This is a genomic window from Paracoccus sp. IB05 (assembly GCF_016405985.1).
Classification (GTDB): Bacteria; Pseudomonadota; Alphaproteobacteria; order Rhodobacterales; family Rhodobacteraceae; genus Pseudogemmobacter.
The window spans coordinates 65,471-82,694 of the sequence record NZ_JAEFCF010000008.1 but is presented as its reverse complement, the minus strand read 5'-3'; the positions used below and the strand labels follow the sequence as shown (position 1 = coordinate 82,694).

Genomic DNA, 17,224 nt, shown 5'->3' with positions numbered 1-17,224 from the left:
GGTCAGGCCTGTCCCCGTTCGGAATGGCCGGGGCCGGCATAACCGGTGACACGGCGCAAGATGGCGATCAGTTGCAGATCCTCGAAAGGCTTCACCAGCCAGCCGGTGGCACCTGCGGCGCGGGCGCGCGCTTTCAGTGCCTCGCCGCTTTCGGTGGAAAGCACCAGGATCGGCACGCGGGTATTATGTGTGCCGGTGCGAATGGCCTCGATCACGCCGAAACCGTCGAGCCGGGGCATATTGATATCGGTGATCACAACATCGGGATCGACCTCGCTGAACATTTCGACACCGTCTTTGCCATCATTCGCAGTGGCGCAGGCGAAGCCGGCATTCTCGACCGCCTGCCGGAGCAGAGTGCGGATGGTCAGGGAATCATCAATTGCGAGGATACGCAGGGTCATACGGGCAGCACCTCCGCCCCGGGATCAAGGCCGAGGGGGGCGGCGAGGCCCAGCCAGCGCAGCTGTTCGACATGACCGGGCGCGAGGCCGGTTATGGAAAATGCGATCCCCCTGGCACGCCAGGTCCTGGCTGCAACAAGAAGTGTTTCGACCAGGGGCCCATTGGGGAGGCGGAGCCGGCTGGCATCGATCTCGACCGGCTGGCCCTGATGGCGGCGCAGGAACGCCAGAATTGAAAGGTCGCCCAGCGGATCGGCCCGTTCCGCCAGCTCCAGCTTTGCAGATTGCGCGCGGGTCTCTGAACCCGCCAGGTCAGACGCCAGCAGATCCGGATCTGGCGGGTCCGAAGACGGAGAGCCTGCATCTGGTACACCCGAATTTCGCGCACCCGAATCTGGCGCAGCCGGATCTGCTCCTGCCACCTCTGGCAGGCCCGAAATTGGCAGCTCTGAACCTGGCATGGCCATGGCCCCCTGTTTGCAACACGTCCGATCCGGACATGGATAGACTGCTGAAACTTAAAGAAAGGTTGTTCCGGCCCGGTCAGTCGCCCGAAAATTCGCCAATCTTTCGCAGATTTTATACGTCCGCCGGCAATCGGGCGTCTGGTCTTAGGGCCATTTCGCGTCTGGCCCTAATGACGGGGCGCAATTTCCGCGATACTCGCGGCGAAGGCGATCTCGCAGGGAAAGGCAGAGCCATGGAAGGCATTCAGGGCATGAACGATATGGGGCGCGTGGTCGAAGCCGACCGCGCCCATGTCTGGCACCATCTGGCGCAGCATAAGGCGTTTGAAACCGCTGACCCGCGCGTGATCGTCGAGGGCAAGGGCATCCGGGTCTGGGATGCCAAAGGCAAGGAATATATCGACGCGGTCTCGGGCGGTGTCTGGACGGTGAATGTCGGCTACGGTCGCGAGAGCATTGCCAATGCGGTGCGCGACCAGCTGATCAAGATGAACTATTTCGCCGGTGCGGCGGGCACGGTCCCGGGCGCGCTGTTTGCCGAAAAGCTGATCACCAAAATGCCGGGCCTGACCCGGGTCTATTATTCGAACTCGGGCTCCGAGGCGAATGAGAAGGTCTATAAGATGGTGCGCCAGATCTCGGCGCGTCATCACGGCGGCAAGAAGTGGAAGATCCTCTACCGCGACCGCGACTATCACGGCACCACGATTGCCGCTCTGGCGAGCGGTGGTCAGGATGAGCGCTCCAGCCAATACGGGCCGTTCCCCGAAGGCTTCGTGCGGGTGCCGCATTGTCTGGAATACCGCAAGCAATGGGATGTCGAGAATTACGGCGAGCGCGCCGCTGATGCCATTGAGGAAGTGATCCTGCGCGAAGGCCCGGACACTGTCGGCGCCATCGTTCTGGAACCGGTGACCGCCGGCGGCGGCGTGATCGTGCCGCCCAAAGGCTATTGGGAACGCGTGCAGGAAATCTGCAAGAAATACGATATTCTCCTGCATATCGACGAGGTCGTCTGCGGCATGGGCCGCGCCGGCGCCTGGTTTGGCTATCAGCTTTACGGCGTGAAGCCCGATTTCGTGACCATGGCGAAGGGCCTCGCCTCGGGCTATGCGGCGATTTCCTGCACTGTCACCACCGAGCGCGTGTTCGAGATGTTCAAGGATGACGCCTCGGATCCGCTGAGCTATTTCCGCGACATTTCGACCTTTGGCGGCTGCACCTCGGGGCCGGCAGCGGCGCTGGAGAATATGCGCATCATCGAGGACGAGGATCTGATCGGCAATACCGTTGCCATGGGCGACCGTTGCCTCGCGAACCTGCAGGCGCTGATGGAAAAGCACAAGGTGATCGGCGATGTGCGCGGCAAGGGCCTGTTCCTGGGCGCCGAGCTGGTGGCGGATCGCGGCACCAAAGAACCGGTGGCCGAGAAGCTCGCGGCCCAGGTTGTGGCGGAATGCGGTGCGCAGGGTGTGATCATCGGGGTCACGAACCGCTCGCTCCCGGGGTTCAACAACACGCTCTGCCTTGCACCGGCGCTGATCGCGACGCCGGACAATATCGACGAGATCACCGGGGCCATCGACGTCGCCCTGACCCGCGTCTTCGGCTGATCCCGTTTCAGGTGACATCAGGGGCTGCGGGGAAACCTCGCGGCCCTTTCGCGTTTCAACCGGTAAAGACCGGGTGGAGATCCAGCTCTCCCACCGGTGCGGCGCCGGTCAGCCCGCGTGAGAGGACATAATCCGACGGGATCCCGGCACAGCCGAGACCCGCGCGCGCCGCAAAGCCAAAGCGCTGATAATAGAGCGGATCGCCGACCAGCGCCGCGCCGGGAACACGCGCCGCCTCCAGCCGTTGCAGCGCGGCCTGCATCAGGGCGGAACCGATGCTCTGACCCTGGCGGGAAGGCAGGACTGAGACGGGCGCAATCAGCGCATACCCGCTTTGCCCCCCGATCCGGCAGGGCGAGGCCGCGATATGGCCGATCAGCTGGCCGTCCTCTTCCGCGACCAGCGACAGCAGCAGCGCCTGCGCCGCGCGCAAACCGCTGAAGAGGCCGGCCTCATTGCCATCCCTGTGCGGCGCCTCCAGAAAGGCTGCGGTGATCAGGGCAGCGATGTGCTCCTCGTCCTCACGTCTCTCATCGCGGATCTGCATCGGTTTCCTCCCGGGCGGGATTCTGGCTGAGCGGGGTTCTGGACGCCGCCGCCCCGGCGACATATCTTCGCCGCAGGTTCAGGGAGAATATGGATGCTCAAGGGAATTGACCACCGGCTGAATGCCGATGTGCTGGGCACACTGCGCGCGATGGGACATGGCGATATGCTGATCCTCGTCGACACGAATTTCCCCGCTTATTCGGTGGCGAAAGAGACCGTGCTGGGCCGGCCTCTCATGATGGAGAACCTGACGGCGGCCGAGGCGGCGAATGCGATCCTCTCGGTGATGCCGCTGGATGATTTCGTGCCGGATTTCGCGGGCCGGATGGAGGTTGTCGGTGACGCTGACGCCCGCCCCGAGGTCCAGGCAGAGGTCCAGGCCGAGATCGACCGCGCCGAGGGCCGCGCCCGCCCGCTGCCGGGGATTGACCGTTTCGCCTTTTACGATCTCGCGAAACAGGCCTATGCGGTTGTGGTGACCGGCGAGCGCCGGTTCTACGGCTGTTTCATGTTGCGCAAGGGCGTGATCGCGCCCGAAGCCTGATGGACGCCTGACAGACGCCTGACCTTCAAGACCGGAGCTGATGATGAGTGCAGTCAAACCTGTGGTGGTGCTTGGCATTTTCAATGCCGATGCGGTCTACCGTGCCAAACGTCAGCCAAAGATCGGCGAGACGGTGATGGGCGAGGATTTCAAGCTGGAGCCGGGCGGCAAAGGGTCGAACCAGGCGGTGGCGGCGGCAAAAGCCGCCGGGCCGGGCGGTGCCGCCCATATCATCACCCGGCTCGGGCGCGACGATTTCGCGAAAATGGCGCGGGCGGTCTGGTCCGATGCGGGCGTGACCCCCGAAGTCACCGAAGATGCGGCAAGCCATACCGGCTCGGCCTTCATCTTCATCGAAGCGGCGACCGGCAATAATGCGATCATCGTTGCCGCAGGGGCCGGGGGGCGGATCACGCCCGTGGATCTTGAGGCGCGGGCAGAGCTGATCCGGGGCGCCGGCGTTTTTATCACGCAGCTCGAACAACCGATCGAAGCGGCGCGGACCGGGCTGCGCCTCGCGCGCGAAGCCGGCGTGACCACGATCCTCAACCCGGCCCCGGCGGCAGAGCTTGATGACGCGCTGCTGGCGCTTTGCGATTTTCTCACCCCGAACGAATCCGAGGCCGAGATTCTGACCGGTATCCCGGTCACCGATATCACCTCTGCCGTTGCAGCCGCAGACGCGCTGCTGGCACGCGGGGTCGGAGCGGTGGTGGTGACGCTGGGCGCGAATGGCGTCCTCTACCGTGACAGCAAAACCCAGCTGCATATCCCGGTCATCAGTGCAGGCCCGGTGGTGGAAACCACCGGCGCCGGAGATGCGTTCAACGGCGGCTTCGCCGTCGCATTGTCTGAAGGTATGGCGATCCCGGCCGCATTGCGATTCGGCAATGCAACCGCCGGCCTCAGCGTCACCCGCGCAGGGGCCGCCTCTGCCATGGCCAGGCGCGCAGAGATCGACGCTCTTCTGGCCCGGGGCTGAGGCTGTTTCATGGCCCGCCTGCGGCCAGGTGCGGAAGCCTCCGGCGGGGATATTTAGAAGACAGAAAATGATGGCTCGTTTTCATATTTTCTGTCTCTAAATATCCCGGGGGGAGCGCGTATGCGCGTGGGGGGCAGCGCCCCCTTTTTTGCTTTGACCCTGTGACACAGCAGGAGAGATTTGGGCCGCATAATCTGCACGCGGTCAAGTTTTTGCGAAACTGTCACACGGGGGTTACAAAATCGAAGCATCAGGGCCGCAGAAGGGAATTGCCCGCCTGAGGGCTTCCTGTAACCCGAACGGACGTGGTCATGACGGTCCTGCCTCTTTTGATGATCCTTGCGGTGCTCGCTGCCGCCGGTTTCATCCTCGGTCGCCAGCGCGCGCTGGCGCTGGCCGGGGGTGAGACGAAGAAACTCCATTCTCTGCCAGCCTATTATGGCTGGCATGCCGCGATCATGGCCTTTGTGCCGGCATTTTTCGCGCTGATCGCCTGGCTTCTGATCCAGCCATTCTTTATCGAGAGTGCCGCTCTGAGCCATCTGCCGGCCTCTGTGCTGGAAGATTCGACCTCCAGCACGCTTGCCATGTCGGATGTCCGTAAAATCGCGGCCGGTCTGGACAATGCGGTATACCAGGGCGCGCTGACGGAGACTGACATTGACGCGCTGAATGCCAGCGAAGGCGATTTGCGGGCTTTCTTCGGAACGGTCGGTGTCGCCCTCGCATCCCCGGTCTCGCCCGAAGTGCTTTCGGCGGCGAAGCAGTATCGCGAGACGGTGGCGTCGGCCTCGATCGTCAGGGCCGTCGTAATCCTCCTGATCGCCGTGGCCGCTCTGGCCTGGGCCCTGAAGCTGACCGCGCCGGATTTCTGGGCCAGGAACCGGGTCGAGAAGGTCGTGCTCTGGCTTTTGATGCTGGCCTCGCTGATCGCGATCCTGACCACGGTCGGCATCATCTGGTCGCTTCTGTCCGAGAGCTTCAACTTCTTCAGCCAGTATCCGATCGGGGACTTTTTCTTCGGCCTGACCTGGAACCCGAAATTCGGTGGCGGCTCGGATCTGGGTTTCATCCCGCTCTTCTGGGGCACGATCTATATCACCATCATAGCGCTTCTCGTCGCGGTGCCGCTGGGTCTTTTCGCCGCGATCTATCTGGCGGAATATGCCTCGCGCCGCACCCGCGCCTGGGTCAAGCCGATGATCGAAGTGATCGCCGGCATCCCGACGGTTGTATACGGTCTTTTCGCCCTGATCACCGTTGGCCCCTTCCTGCGCGACTTCTTCTCGGCGCCGATGGGCTTAGGGAATTCGGCGGCCTCGGTGATGACCGCCGGTATCGTGATCGGTCTTCTGAACATCCCCTTCATCTCATCGCTGTCGGACGACATCATCAATGCAGTGCCGCAATCCCTGCGGGACGGGGCTTTCGGCCTTGGCTCGACCAAATCCGAGACCATCCGCCAGGTCGTGCTGCCCGCAGCCCTTCCCGGTATCGCAGGCGCGATCCTGATGGGGGCCAGCCGCGCCATCGGTGAGACGATGATCGTGGTGATGGGCGCCGGTGCGGCGGCGAAACTCAGCCTCAACCCCTTTGAGGCCATGACGACAATGACGGTGAAGATCGTCGGTCAGCTGACCGGTGATACCGATTTCAACAGCCCTGAAACCCTTGTGGCTTTCGCACTGGGCATGACGCTTTTCGTCATCACGCTGCTTCTGAACGTGATGGCCGTCTGGATTGTGCGGAAATACCGGGAGCAATACGAATGAGCGACATTTCCGCAAATGGCCCGGTCGGCGGCCCGGCTTCTGCCCCGGGTAAGCCGAAGGTCTCGATCATCGGCCAGTCGGCCCGGATGAAGGCAAGGAACCGCACCGAGAGCATCTTCAAGGTGCTTGGTCTGTCGGCGATCCTGTTCAGCCTCGCCGTCCTTGCCCTGATGCTCTTCACCATCTTCCGCGACGGGACCTCGGCTTTCTTCCAGACCAAAGCGACATTCCCGATCACGCTTTCGGCGGAAGTCATCGACCCTGCCGGCAATCGCAACCGCGATGATCTCGCGAAACAGACCACGATGACCTATAACAAGGTCATCAATGAGGCCTTCCTGGCAGCGCTTGCCGCCAATGGGATCAAGACCGATGATGTCCCGCAAAAGGAAATCACCGAGATGATCTCGAAAGGGGCCGCGGGGGAGCTGCGGGCCGATGTGCTTGCCGATCCCGCGCTGGTGGGACAGACCATTGAGCCGAGCATCGTGCTTGGGGGCCGGATCGACGGCTATATGAAGGGCCGCGTCACCCGCGAAAGCGCAGAGCGCGACTCGAATGTCACCCTCGGGCAGCTGGATCTCGCGGACCGGATGAAAGAGGCCGGGATGCTGGCCACGGTCTGGAACTGGGATTTCGTCACCAATACCGACAGCTCGGACACCCGTCCCGAGACCGCCGGTCTGGGTGTCGCGATCCTCGGCTCGGCCTATATGATGTTTCTGGTGCTGATCATGTGTGTGCCGGTCGGTGTGGCGGCCTCGATCTATCTTGAGGAATTCGCGCCGAAGAACCGCTGGACCGACCTGATCGAGGTGAATATCGCGAATCTCGCAGCTGTCCCTTCGATCGTTTACGGGATCCTGGGTCTCGCGATCTTCATCAACGTCATGGGCGGCCAGATGGGCGTCGAGGCGCTGAAGATGTCGGCCTCGCTTGTGGGCGCCCTTGTGCTCAGCCTGCAGACCCTGCCGACGATCATCATCGCGACCCGTTCGGCGATCCGCGCGGTGCCGCCCTCGATCCGCGATGCGGCGCTCGGGATCGGCGCCTCAAAGATGCAGACCGTGTTCCACCATGTGCTGCCGCTCGCGATGCCGGGCATCCTGACCGGCACCATTCTGGGCCTTGCCTCGGCGCTTGGCGAAACCGCGCCCTTGCTGCTGATCGGCATGGTGGCCTTCGTCGCCAACTATCCGTCGGCCCCCTGGGAGGGTGGTTTTTCGGATCCGGCGACCGCGCTGCCGGTGCAGGTCTATTCCTGGGCCTCGCGTTCGGACCCGGCCTTTATCGAACGGTCGAACGGTGCCATCATCGTCCTGCTGGTCTTCCTTCTCATCATGAACCTGACGGCCATCTTCCTGCGCCGCAAGTTCGAGCGCCGCTGGTAAGCAGCGAACAGGCGAAAGCGAGTAATGAACATGAATGATATGCGTATTGCTGATCGCACCGTTGAGACCAACGGCATCCGGATCAAGGCCAGCGCCGTGCAGGTGTATTACGGCGAGAGCCAGGCCATCAAAGACGTCTCGGTCGATATCCCCGACAAAGCCGTCACCGCGTTCATCGGGCCTTCGGGCTGCGGGAAATCGACCTTCCTGCGCACGCTGAACCGGATGAATGACACGATCCCGATCTGTAAGGTCCAGGGCGAGATCCTGCTTGATGGCGAGAATATCTATGACAAGCGGGTCGATCCGGTGCAGCTGCGCGCCAAGGTCGGCATGGTGTTCCAGAAACCGAACCCCTTCCCGAAGTCGATCTATGACAATGTGGCTTATGGCCCGCGCATCCATGGTCTGGTCCGGTCAAAGGCCGAGCTGGACGGGGTTGTGGAATCGAGCCTCCGGAAGGCCGCTTTGTGGAATGAGGTCAAAGACCGTCTGCACGCGCCGGGCACCGGGCTTTCGGGGGGGCAGCAACAGCGTCTGTGCATCGCACGCGCCGTGGCGACCTCGCCGGAAGTGCTGCTGATGGACGAGCCCTGCTCGGCGCTTGACCCGATTGCGACCGCACAGGTCGAAGAGCTGATCGACGATCTGCGCTCGAATTTCTCGGTGGTGATCGTCACCCATTCGATGCAGCAGGCCGCCCGCGTCAGCCAGAAGACCGCGTTCTTCCATCTCGGCAACCTGGTGGAATTTGGCGAGACCTCGCAGATCTTCACCAACCCGAAAGATCCGCGCACTGAATCCTATATCACCGGCCGCATCGGCTGAGGGGAGAAGAGACCATGCAAGACAGTCACATTGTTTCTTCCTTCGATCGCGATCTGGAAGGTGTCCAGGCCCAGGTGATGAAGATGGGCGGCCTGGTCGAGAAGGCGCTTCTTGATGCGGCCGAAGCGCTGGAGCTGCGCGACGAGGCGCTGGCGGAAAAGGTGCGCCAGGGCGACCGCGCAATCGACGGGCTGGAAGAGCTGATCCAGACCGAATGTGCCCGGATCATCGCACAGCGCGCGCCGGCCGCCTCGGATCTGCGCACCGTCCTCACGGTGATGCGGCTTTCGACCGCGCTGGAACGCTCGGGCGATTACGCGAAGAACCTCGCGAAACGCAGTCTCGTTCTGATGGGCATGGCACCTGTGGGCACCGCCACCGGCACCGTGCGGCGGATGGCGAAGCTTGTGGTGCAGCAGATGTCGGATGCGCTGGACGCCTATATCGCCCGCGATGCGGTGCGGGCCCGCGAGATCCGCGCCCGCGATCAGGAAATCGACCAGATGTATTCCGGTCTCTTCCGCCAGCTCCTGACCTATATGCTGGAAGATCCGCGCACCATCACCGCCTGCATGCATCTGCATTTCATCGCGAAAAACATCGAGCGCGTTGGCGATCACGCCACCGGCATCGCTGAGCAGGTGATTTATCTGGTCGAGGGCGAGCTGCCCTCTGACGACCGTCCGAAACATGATGCCGTATCCGAACCGGTGTGAACCGCGCGGAACGGGAGGAGTAGCAAATGGCACAGGACGGCAGACCGACCGTGCTTCTGGTCGAGGACGAGCCCGCGCAGCGGGAGGTTCTCGCCTATAACCTCGACGCCGAAGGCTTCCGGGTGGTTCCGGCGGATAATGGCGAGGATGCCCTGATCCTTGTCGAGGAAGAGGCGCCCGATATCATCATCCTCGACTGGATGATGCCCAAACTCTCCGGCATCGAAGTGTGCCGGCGGCTGAAGATGCGGCCCGAGACCCGGTCAACCCCGATCATCATGCTCTCGGCCCGTGCCGAAGAGGTGGACCGGATCCGGGGCCTCGAGACCGGGGCGGATGATTATGTCATCAAGCCCTATTCGGTGCTGGAACTGATGGCCCGCACCCGCGCCCAGCTGCGCCGGGTGCGGCCTTCAACCGCCGGTGTGGTGCTGGAATATGGCGATATCCGGCTCGATCCGGAAACGCACCGGGTCTACCGCTCGGACAAGGTGCTGAAGCTCGGGCCGACCGAGTTCCGTCTCCTGACCACGCTTATGGAGAAACCGGGCCGGGTCTGGTCGCGCGAGCAGCTTCTGGACCGGGTCTGGGGCCGCGACATCTATGTCGATACGCGGACGGTGGATGTTCATGTCGGACGTTTGCGCAAATCGCTGATGCAGTTCGGCGGCGATGATCCGGTCCGGACGGTGCGCGGCGCGGGCTATGCGCTTGGGTGAGGGGGGCGCCCCTTCGGGGCGCTTTGCCTCCGGCGGGCGTAGTTTTGCCAGGGGAAAATGATGGGGGCCTGCCGGTGGATCGGCGGGCCCTTTCTTATGGTTCGACCTCTGGCGGGCGGCGGATGCCTCCGGCGGGAGTATTTTTCTCAAGAGGAAGCCAACAGGGCCTTCCAGTGGGCCCATCCTGTGGGCCCATCCTGTGGGGGCTTCCTGCGGGGACTTCCTGTGGGGGCCTGGGGTCAGGCACGTGGGTTAAGGAGTTTACCGAGGAGCGCCCTGGCGCGGATCGTTCCGAGGCGCGCGCCATTCTCAATAACGGCGAGGGTTTCGGTTCCGGAGGTGATCGCCTCCATCACCTCGCGGACCGGCATTTCGGGATGGATCTCGCGACCGGCGGGGAGGGAGCTGCCGGCCTCCATCACATCGCGGGCGGTGAGGACGCCGAGCGGGTTCATATGGGCCACGAAATCGGCGACGTAATCCGAGACCGGGTTTGCGATAATCTCGCGCGCGGTGCCACATTGCACGATGCGCCCCCCCTCCATCAGGGCGATGCGGTTGCCGAGCTTGAAGGCCTCGTCGAGGTCATGGCTGACGAAGATGATGGTGCGTTTCAGCCTTGCCTGGAGATCGAGGAGCTCGTCCTGGAGATGGGCGCGGATCAGCGGGTCGAGCGCCGAGAAGGGCTCATCCATCAAAAGAATCGGGGCATCGGTGACGAAGGCACGGGCGAGGCCGACGCGCTGCTGCATGCCGCCCGAAAGCTCTCCGACCTTGCGGTCGGCCCATTGGCTGAGATTGACCAGGGCCAGCTGGCGGTCGACGCGGTCGCGGCGCTCGGACGGGCTGATCCCGGCAAGTTCGAGACCGAGGCCCACATTGTCGCGCACGCTGCGCCAGGGCAGCAGGCCGAATTGCTGGAAGACCATGGCGATGCGGTTGGCGCGCAAGCCGCGCAGCCCTTCGGCGCTGGCTTTGGTGACCGAGACCATCTGATTGCCGTCATGGACCCGGACCTCGCCGCGCACCACCGGATTGAGCGCGTTGACGCCCCGCAGCAGCGTCGATTTGCCAGACCCGGAAAGGCCCATCAGCACGAGGATCTCGCCCTCGGCCACGCTCAGGCTGCAGTCATGCACCCCCAGCACCTGGCCGGTGCGGGTCTGGATCTCGGCCCGCGACAGGCCCTCGTCCATCAGCGGCAAGGCGCGGTCCGGACGGTCACCGAACACGATGGAGACGCGGTCGAATTCTACAGCTTTTCTGCTCATTTGCGTCTCACCCGCAGCATACGGTCCAGCATGACGGCGACCACCACGATGATCAGCCCCGATTCAAAGCCGAGCGCGGTATTGCCCTGCTGCAAGGCGCGCACCACCGGAATGCCAAGCCCATTGGCGCCAACCATGGCCGCGATCACCACCATCGACAAAGACAGCATGATGGTCTGATTGAGCCCCACCATAATCTGCGGCAACGCCCAGGGCAGTTCGACCTTGAGGAGCTTCTGGCGCGGTGTGGCGCCGAAGGCGGTGGCGGCTTCGGTCAGGGCGAGGGGGGTCGAGGAGACGCCAAGATAGGTCAGCCGGATCGGGGCCGGCAGCACGAAGACCACAGTGGCCAAAAGCCCGGGCACCATGCCAAGGCCGAAGAACACCACCGCCGGGATCAGATAGACGAAGGTCGGCAGGGTCTGCATCAGGTCAAGCACCGGCGAAAGCGCGGCATAGAGCTTTGGGCGATGCGCGCAGGCAATGCCGACGGGGACGCCGATGGCCATGCAGGTGATGCAGGAATAAAACAGCAAAACAAGGGTTTGCGTGGTTTCCTTCCAATATCCCTGGTTCAGGATGAACAAAAAGCCAAGGAGGACCAGCAGGCAAAGCTGCCAGGATCTTTGCCGCCACCAGGTCAGCGCCATGAAGACCGCCACCACCACCAGGGCATGCGGATATTGCAGCACCTCAAGTGTGCTGTTGATCAGCCAGCTCAGCGCGTCACTGATGGCGTCGAACAGCCAGCTGAGATTCAGCTTGAGCCAGTCCACCACTGTCTTCGCCATGGCGCCGATGGGGATTTTTGCGATCTTCTCATAGCCGAAAAAGGCGAGAACCGAGGCGAAGAATGAGTCCATTGCTGCCTGTCCAGGGAGGAAACCGGGCGGCCGGAGCAGGGGGCGGCGGCGCGTGCGCCTGAGGCGACCCTCTCCGGCTGCGGTGTCAGGGGCCGGCCCCGGCCGGGTTTGCCGGTGCGTCAGGGGGCCGGTTGGGCAGGGCCGGGCGCGCAGCCCGGCCCAATGGCTGCATCAGTTCAGGCCGGCTTCGACCGCCGCCACTGCGTCACCGCCGTCTTTGGTGGTCACGCCGGCAAGCCAGGGCTTCCAGGTGTCGGGGTTGGCCTTGAGCCAGGCTTTCGCCGCCTCATTCGGATCGGCGCTGTCATTGAGGATCGCGCCCATGATTTCATTCTCCATCGCCAGCGAGAATTCCAGGTTTTCGAGGAACTTGCCGGTATTGGGGCATTCAGCGACATAGCCCTTGCGGGTATTGGTGTTGACGATGGCGCCGCCGAAATCCGGGCCGAAGACATCATCACCGCCCGAGAGATAGGTCAGCTTGAAGTTCGAGTTCATCGGATGCGGCTCCCAGGCGAGGAAGACGATCGGTTTACTGGCCGCGCTGTTGCGCTCCACCTGAGCCAGCATGCCCTGTTCCGAGCTTTCGACGATATCGAACTTGCCAAGGCCAAACTGGTCGGCACCGATCATGTCGAGGATCAGGCGGTTGCCGTCATTGCCGGCCTCGATCCCGTAGATCTTGCTTTCCAGCGCATCGGCCTGGTCTTTGATATTCGAGAAATCCGAGATCCCCGCAGCCGCTCCGGCCTCATTGGTCGCAAGGGTATATTTCGCGCCGGTCAGGTTGGTGCGCACGGTGTCGACGGTGCCCGCCTCGCGGTAGGAGGCGATATCGCCCTCCATCGTCGGCATCCAGTTGCCGAGGAAGACATCGATATCGCCCTCGGCGAGGCCGGCATAGGTGACCGGGACCGAGAGGATCTTGACCTCGGTCTCATAGCCGAGCGCTTTGAGCACTTCGGTCGTGGCGGCGGTGGTGGCGGTGATATCGGTCCAGCCGACATCCGAGAAAACGATCTTGTCGCAGCCCGCCGCCTGGGCGGCACCGGAAAGGGTGAGGGTCGCGGCACTGGCGAGGAAGATGGAACGCAGGGTCATGTCGGCTCCCGGTCTGTTGGACAGTTTGCGGGCCAGTCTGTCGGCCGGTCTGTCAGGTGGTGTCATTTAAAAGTTATTGTTGATTGACGAGTCAATAAACTTCATGCTTTTCCCATATGGCAAGAGTTTTGTTGGATATGGGCGGATGCCGAAGCTTGGAATGGAGCCTATCCGAAAGGATGCGCTGATCAAAGCCACCATTGTCGAGATCGGGCGCACCGGCTCGCTGGATGTGACGGTCAGTCAGATCGCGAAACGGGCTGGCATGTCTTCGGCGCTGGCGCATCATTACTTTGGGTCCAAAGAAGAAATCTTCCTCGCGGCGATGCGCCATATCCTGTCGCTTTATGGGGCCGAGGTGCGCGGCGCGCTGGCGGTGGCCGAGGGCGACGAGGCACGGGTCAGGGCGATTTTGCGGGCCTCTTTCAGCCCTGGAAATTTCCGCCGCGAGGTGGTCGGGGCCTGGCTGAATTTCTGGGTCCTGGCCCAGACCTCCGATGGCGCGCGGCGTTTGCTGGCGATTTATCAGGGGCGGCTCAGATCGAATCTGCTCGCGCCCCTGCGCGGGCTGGCGGGGAGCCGGGCCGGGGAACTGGCCGAGGCACTTGGCGCGATGATTGACGGGCTCTATCTGCGCGAGGTCCTGAAAAAGGGCACGCCGGACGGGGCGAGGGCGGCGCGGATGGCGCTGGCCTATCTGGATGCGGAACTTGGAAGGAAAAACAGGGCATGAAGGCGCAACCGAAAGCCAGCCATTTCATCGGCGGCGCATATGTCGAGGATGTGGCAGGCGCAGAGATCCAGGTGATCTATCCCGGCACCGGCGAGGTGATCGCGCTTTTGCATGAGGCAACGCCCGCTCTGGTCGAACAGGCGGTGGCGTCGGCGGCGCGCGCGCAGAAGGAATGGCGCCGGATGCGCCCGGTCGAACGCGCCCGGGTGCTGACCCGCGCGGCCGCGATCATCCGCGAGCGCGGCGAGGAACTGGCGCAGCTTGAGACCCTCGATACCGGCAAGCCGATCCAGGAAACGCGGGTGGCCGACTGGCCCAGCGGAGCGGATGCGCTGGAATATTTTGCAGGCCTCGCGCCCACCGTGACGGGCGAGACGATCCCGCTGGGCCAGGACATGGTCTATACGATCCGCGAGCCTCTGGGCGTCTGCGTCGGTATCGGCGCCTGGAATTACCCCAGTCAGATCGCCTGCTGGAAATCGGCCCCGGCGCTGGCGATGGGCAATGCAATGGTGTTCAAACCCTCGGAAGTCACGCCGCTTGGTGCTTTGAAACTGGCGGAAATCTATATCGAGGCAGGTCTTCCGGCGGGGCTTTTCAACGTGGTGCAGGGCAGGGGCGCGGTCGGCGCCAGCCTGATCTCTGACAGCCGGGTGGCCAAGGTCTCGCTGACCGGCTCGGTTCCGACCGGGCAAAAGGTCTATGCCAAAGCCGCCGAAGGGCTGCGTCACGTCACGATGGAGCTTGGCGGCAAATCGCCCCTGATCATTTTTGACGACGCAAACCTTGAGGATGCGGTCGGCGCGGCGATGCTCGCCAATTTCTATGCGGCGGGGCAGGTCTGTTCCAATGGCACAAGGGTTTTCGTGCAAAAGGGGCTGAAAGACCGCTTCCTCGCGCGTCTGGCCGAGCGTTCCCGGCTGATCCGTATGGGTGATCCGCAGGATGACGACACCCAGATGGGGCCGCTGGTTTCGCAGGCCCAGCTGGAGAAAGTCTCGGGCTTTATCGCCCGGGCAAAATCCGAAGGCGCGCGGCTGGTCACCGGCGGCGGGCGCGGTGCCTCGAATGATGGCTGGTTTGTTGAGCCGACGGTCTTTGCCGATGTCACCGATCAGATGGAGATCGCGCGCGAAGAGGTCTTCGGCCCGGTGATGGCGGTTCTTGATTTCGAGACCGAGGACGAGGTGATCGCCCGCGCCAATGCGACCGAATTCGGCCTCGCGGCAGGGGTCTTTACCAAAGATATCGCCCGCGCGCATCGCGTGATTGCAGAGCTTGAGGCCGGCACCTGCTGGATCAACGCCTATAACCTGACGCCGGTAGAGGCGCCCTTTGGCGGGTCGAAACTGTCGGGTGTCGGACGCGAAAACGGCCATGCGGCTGTCGAACATTATTCTCAGGTAAAGTCGGTCTATCTGGGGCTCGGCCCGGTCGACGCGCCTTACTGAGCGGAACAGGCGCCGGGTCGCAGATCCCGGAACATCGATGAAACAGAGGGCGCCTGGCCCGGCTGTCGGACCCCGTTCCGGCAGGCGGAGAGGGCTTGCCCGGCCGGAGGGAAGAAGATGGTCGCGGATTATGTCATCGTGGGGGCGGGCTCAGCGGGTTGCGCCATGGCGTATCGCCTGACCGAAGCCGGCAAGCGGGTAACGGTGATCGAACATGGCGGATCGGATTTCGGGCCCTTCATCCAGATGCCGGGCGCGCTGTCTTATCCCATGAATATGGGCATTTACGACTGGGGCCTGAAATCCGAGCCCGAGCCGCATCTGGGCGGCCGTGTGCTTGCCACGCCGCGCGGCAAGGTGATCGGCGGGTCTTCCTCGATCAATGGCATGGTCTATGTGCGCGGCCATGCCAAGGATTACGACACCTGGGCCGGGATGGGGGCGGATGGCTGGTCCTATGCCGATGTGCTGCCCTATTTCAAGCGGATGGAGCATTCCCATGGCGGCGAGGGGCCGGAGTGGCGCGGCACGAATGGCCCGCTCCACATCACCCGCGGCCCGCGCGACAATCCGCTGTTTGACGCCTTTATCGAGGCAGGGGCGGCGGCCGGCTATCCGGTGACCCAGGATTATAACGGTCGCCAGCAGGAGGGCTTTGGCCCGATGGAGGCGACGATCTGGAAAGGCCGGCGCTGGTCGGCGGCCAATGCCTATCTGAAACCGGCGCTGAAGACCGGCAATCTGCAGGTCATCCGCGGCCTTGCCCGTAAGGTGGTGATCGAGAATGGCCGCGCGGTGGGCGTTGAGGTCGATACAAAGGCCGGGCGTCAGGTGATCCGCGCGGGTTCCGAGGTGATCCTTGCGGCCTCCTCGCTCAATTCGCCGAAACTGCTGATGCTGTCGGGGATCGGCCCGGCGGCGCATTTGCGCGAACACGGGATCGAAGTGCTGGCCGACCGGCCAGGGGTCGGCGCCAATCTCCAGGACCATATGGAGATCTATATGCAGTTTCAGGCGACGCAGCCGATCACGCTTTACAAATACTGGAACCTGTTCGGCAAAGCCTGGGTCGGTGCAAACTGGCTGTTCCTCGGGCGCGGCCCCGGCACGTCGAACCAGTTCGAGGCCTGCGGTTTCATCCGATCGCGCGCAGGCGTCGAATATCCTGATATCCAGTACCATTTCCTGCCCATAGCTGTGCGCTATGATGGCAAGGCGGCGGCGGGCGGCCATGGATTCCAGGTGCATGTCGGGCCGATGCGGTCGAAATCGCGCGGCTCGGTGACTTTGCGTTCGGCCCGCCCCGAAGACGCGCCGGTGATCCGCTTCAACTACATGTCGGACCCCGATGACTGGGTCGATTTCCGCGCCTGTGTGCGGCTCACACGGGAGATTTTCGCGCAGGATCCCATGGCGCAATATGTGAAATCCGAGATCCAGCCTGGCCCGGGTGTCGGGAGTGATGCCGAGATCGACGCCTTCATCCGCGAACATGCCGAAAGCGCCTATCACCCCTGCGGCACGGCGCGGATGGGGCGGCGCGATGACCCGATGGCGGTGGTCGACCCGGAATGCCGGGTGATCGGGGTCGAGGGGCTGCGCCTTGCCGACAGTTCGATCTTTCCCCAGGTGACCAATGGCAATCTCAACGGCCCCTCGATCATGACCGGTGAAAAGGCCGCCGATCATATCCTGGGCCGTCAGCCCTTGCCGGCGCTGAACAACGAGCCCTGGATAAATCCCGCCTGGGCGAGCAGCCAACGCTGAATTTTACTTATTTGATCAGCGTCAAAGTGGTGGGATGGAATATGTTTTAACCT

17 protein-coding genes are annotated in these 17,224 nt (G+C 63.2%); 11 read left to right on the top strand and 6 right to left on the bottom strand.

The genetic code is table 11. From position 1 onward, the window contains the following. Nucleotides 1-2 precede the first annotated feature (2 nt). Together JC607_RS07745 and JC607_RS07740 are read right to left on the bottom strand one after the other, a co-directional pair. The gene (locus tag JC607_RS07745) at nt 3-404 is read right to left on the bottom strand and encodes a response regulator (RefSeq protein ID WP_198836366.1); all 402 of its coding nucleotides are present in this window, start codon (nt 402-404) and stop codon (nt 3-5) included. Then, nucleotides 401-865, bottom strand: a complete 465-nt coding sequence (locus JC607_RS07740; protein WP_198836365.1) for an STAS domain-containing protein — start codon at nt 863-865, stop codon at nt 401-403. Before JC607_RS07740 ends, JC607_RS07745 begins: the two co-directional genes overlap by 4 nt. A gap of 239 nt (nt 866-1,104) precedes the next feature. Here JC607_RS07740 and tpa point away from each other — a divergent pair, with 239 nt between their 5' ends. Continuing rightward, entirely contained in the window at nt 1,105-2,484 is a 1,380-nt protein-coding gene (gene tpa / locus JC607_RS07735; RefSeq protein WP_198836364.1) for a hypotaurine--pyruvate aminotransferase Tpa, read from the top strand. 55 nt (nt 2,485-2,539) lie between these two features. Here the strand turns inward: tpa and JC607_RS07730 are convergent, their stop codons facing one another. Beyond that, entirely contained in the window at nt 2,540-3,031 is a 492-nt protein-coding gene (locus JC607_RS07730) for a GNAT family N-acetyltransferase (RefSeq protein WP_198836363.1), read from the bottom strand. A 93-nt stretch (nt 3,032-3,124) separates the two neighbouring features. Between JC607_RS07730 and JC607_RS07725 the strand changes: the two genes are divergently transcribed. The 7 genes from JC607_RS07725 to phoB all read left to right on the top strand — a co-directional run bounded on the left by JC607_RS07725 (nt 3,125) and on the right by phoB (nt 9,985). After that, nucleotides 3,125-3,577 carry an RbsD/FucU family protein gene (locus tag JC607_RS07725; protein WP_198836362.1) on the top strand — a complete coding sequence of 151 codons (453 nt, stop codon included), beginning with the start codon at nt 3,125-3,127 and terminating at the stop codon, nt 3,575-3,577. Between the two features lie 43 nt (nt 3,578-3,620). Continuing rightward, entirely contained in the window at nt 3,621-4,559 is a 939-nt protein-coding gene (locus JC607_RS07720; protein ID WP_198836361.1) for a ribokinase, read from the top strand. Nucleotides 4,560-4,870: 311 nt separating this feature from the next. Continuing rightward, nucleotides 4,871-6,331: a phosphate ABC transporter permease subunit PstC gene (pstC, locus tag JC607_RS07715; RefSeq protein ID WP_198836360.1), complete on the top strand. Its 1,461-nt coding sequence runs from the start codon at nt 4,871-4,873 to the stop codon at nt 6,329-6,331. After that, complete coding sequence (gene pstA, locus JC607_RS07710) at nt 6,328-7,722, top strand: phosphate ABC transporter permease PstA (protein ID WP_198836359.1); 1,395 nt, start codon at nt 6,328-6,330, stop codon at nt 7,720-7,722. The genes pstC and pstA overlap by 4 nt, the downstream gene beginning before the upstream one ends. A gap of 30 nt (nt 7,723-7,752) precedes the next feature. Then, the gene (gene pstB, locus JC607_RS07705) at nt 7,753-8,550 is read left to right on the top strand and encodes a phosphate ABC transporter ATP-binding protein PstB (RefSeq protein ID WP_198836420.1); all 798 of its coding nucleotides are present in this window, start codon (nt 7,753-7,755) and stop codon (nt 8,548-8,550) included. Between the two features lie 14 nt (nt 8,551-8,564). Then, the gene (gene phoU / locus JC607_RS07700) at nt 8,565-9,266 is read left to right on the top strand and encodes a phosphate signaling complex protein PhoU (RefSeq protein ID WP_198836358.1); all 702 of its coding nucleotides are present in this window, start codon (nt 8,565-8,567) and stop codon (nt 9,264-9,266) included. A 26-nt stretch (nt 9,267-9,292) separates the two neighbouring features. Then, the gene (phoB, locus tag JC607_RS07695) at nt 9,293-9,985 is read left to right on the top strand and encodes a phosphate regulon transcriptional regulator PhoB (protein WP_092897294.1); all 693 of its coding nucleotides are present in this window, start codon (nt 9,293-9,295) and stop codon (nt 9,983-9,985) included. Between the two features lie 239 nt (nt 9,986-10,224). Here phoB and choV read toward each other — a convergent pair whose 3' ends face one another. From choV to choX, 3 genes are all read right to left on the bottom strand, one after another. Beyond that, entirely contained in the window at nt 10,225-11,256 is a 1,032-nt protein-coding gene (gene choV / locus JC607_RS07690; protein WP_198836357.1) for a choline ABC transporter ATP-binding protein, read from the bottom strand. Then, a complete protein-coding gene (gene choW / locus JC607_RS07685; protein WP_198836356.1) occupies nt 11,253-12,119 on the bottom strand; it encodes a choline ABC transporter permease subunit in 867 nt (288 codons plus the stop codon). Before choW ends, choV begins: the two co-directional genes overlap by 4 nt. A gap of 171 nt (nt 12,120-12,290) precedes the next feature. Next, nucleotides 12,291-13,220 (bottom strand): choline ABC transporter substrate-binding protein, encoded by a 930-nt coding sequence (choX, locus tag JC607_RS07680; protein WP_198836355.1) that lies wholly within the window; start codon nt 13,218-13,220, stop codon nt 12,291-12,293. A 145-nt stretch (nt 13,221-13,365) separates the two neighbouring features. On the opposite strand from choX, the gene betI reads away from it, so the two are divergent. The 3 genes from betI to betA all read left to right on the top strand — a co-directional run bounded on the left by betI (nt 13,366) and on the right by betA (nt 17,171). Beyond that, complete coding sequence (gene betI, locus JC607_RS07675; RefSeq protein WP_198836354.1) at nt 13,366-13,953, top strand: transcriptional regulator BetI; 588 nt, start codon at nt 13,366-13,368, stop codon at nt 13,951-13,953. Continuing rightward, nucleotides 13,950-15,404, top strand: a complete 1,455-nt coding sequence (gene betB, locus JC607_RS07670; RefSeq protein WP_198836353.1) for a betaine-aldehyde dehydrogenase — start codon at nt 13,950-13,952, stop codon at nt 15,402-15,404. Before betI ends, betB begins: the two co-directional genes overlap by 4 nt. Nucleotides 15,405-15,521: 117 nt before the next feature. Next, entirely contained in the window at nt 15,522-17,171 is a 1,650-nt protein-coding gene (gene betA / locus JC607_RS07665; RefSeq protein ID WP_198836352.1) for a choline dehydrogenase, read from the top strand. Nucleotides 17,172-17,224: the final 53 nt, after the last annotated feature.

Coding starts and splice junctions, on each gene's coding strand:
- choW (WP_198836356.1), bottom strand. CDS start 12,119: ATGGACTCATTCTTCGCCTCGGTTCTCGCCTTTTTCGGCTATGAGAAG.
- pstA (WP_198836359.1), top strand. CDS start 6,328: ATGAGCGACATTTCCGCAAATGGCCCGGTCGGCGGCCCGGCTTCTGCC.
- JC607_RS07730 (WP_198836363.1), bottom strand. CDS start 3,031: ATGCAGATCCGCGATGAGAGACGTGAGGACGAGGAGCACATCGCTGCC.
- betA (WP_198836352.1), top strand. CDS start 15,522: ATGGTCGCGGATTATGTCATCGTGGGGGCGGGCTCAGCGGGTTGCGCC.
- phoB (WP_092897294.1), top strand. CDS start 9,293: ATGGCACAGGACGGCAGACCGACCGTGCTTCTGGTCGAGGACGAGCCC.
- tpa (WP_198836364.1), top strand. CDS start 1,105: ATGGAAGGCATTCAGGGCATGAACGATATGGGGCGCGTGGTCGAAGCC.
- JC607_RS07745 (WP_198836366.1), bottom strand. CDS start 404: ATGACCCTGCGTATCCTCGCAATTGATGATTCCCTGACCATCCGCACT.
- pstC (WP_198836360.1), top strand. CDS start 4,871: ATGACGGTCCTGCCTCTTTTGATGATCCTTGCGGTGCTCGCTGCCGCC.
- phoU (WP_198836358.1), top strand. CDS start 8,565: ATGCAAGACAGTCACATTGTTTCTTCCTTCGATCGCGATCTGGAAGGT.
- JC607_RS07740 (WP_198836365.1), bottom strand. CDS start 865: ATGCCAGGTTCAGAGCTGCCAATTTCGGGCCTGCCAGAGGTGGCAGGA.
- JC607_RS07725 (WP_198836362.1), top strand. CDS start 3,125: ATGCTCAAGGGAATTGACCACCGGCTGAATGCCGATGTGCTGGGCACA.
- betB (WP_198836353.1), top strand. CDS start 13,950: ATGAAGGCGCAACCGAAAGCCAGCCATTTCATCGGCGGCGCATATGTC.
- betI (WP_198836354.1), top strand. CDS start 13,366: ATGCCGAAGCTTGGAATGGAGCCTATCCGAAAGGATGCGCTGATCAAA.
- JC607_RS07720 (WP_198836361.1), top strand. CDS start 3,621: ATGAGTGCAGTCAAACCTGTGGTGGTGCTTGGCATTTTCAATGCCGAT.
- pstB (WP_198836420.1), top strand. CDS start 7,753: ATGAATGATATGCGTATTGCTGATCGCACCGTTGAGACCAACGGCATC.
- choX (WP_198836355.1), bottom strand. CDS start 13,220: ATGACCCTGCGTTCCATCTTCCTCGCCAGTGCCGCGACCCTCACCCTT.
- choV (WP_198836357.1), bottom strand. CDS start 11,256: ATGAGCAGAAAAGCTGTAGAATTCGACCGCGTCTCCATCGTGTTCGGT.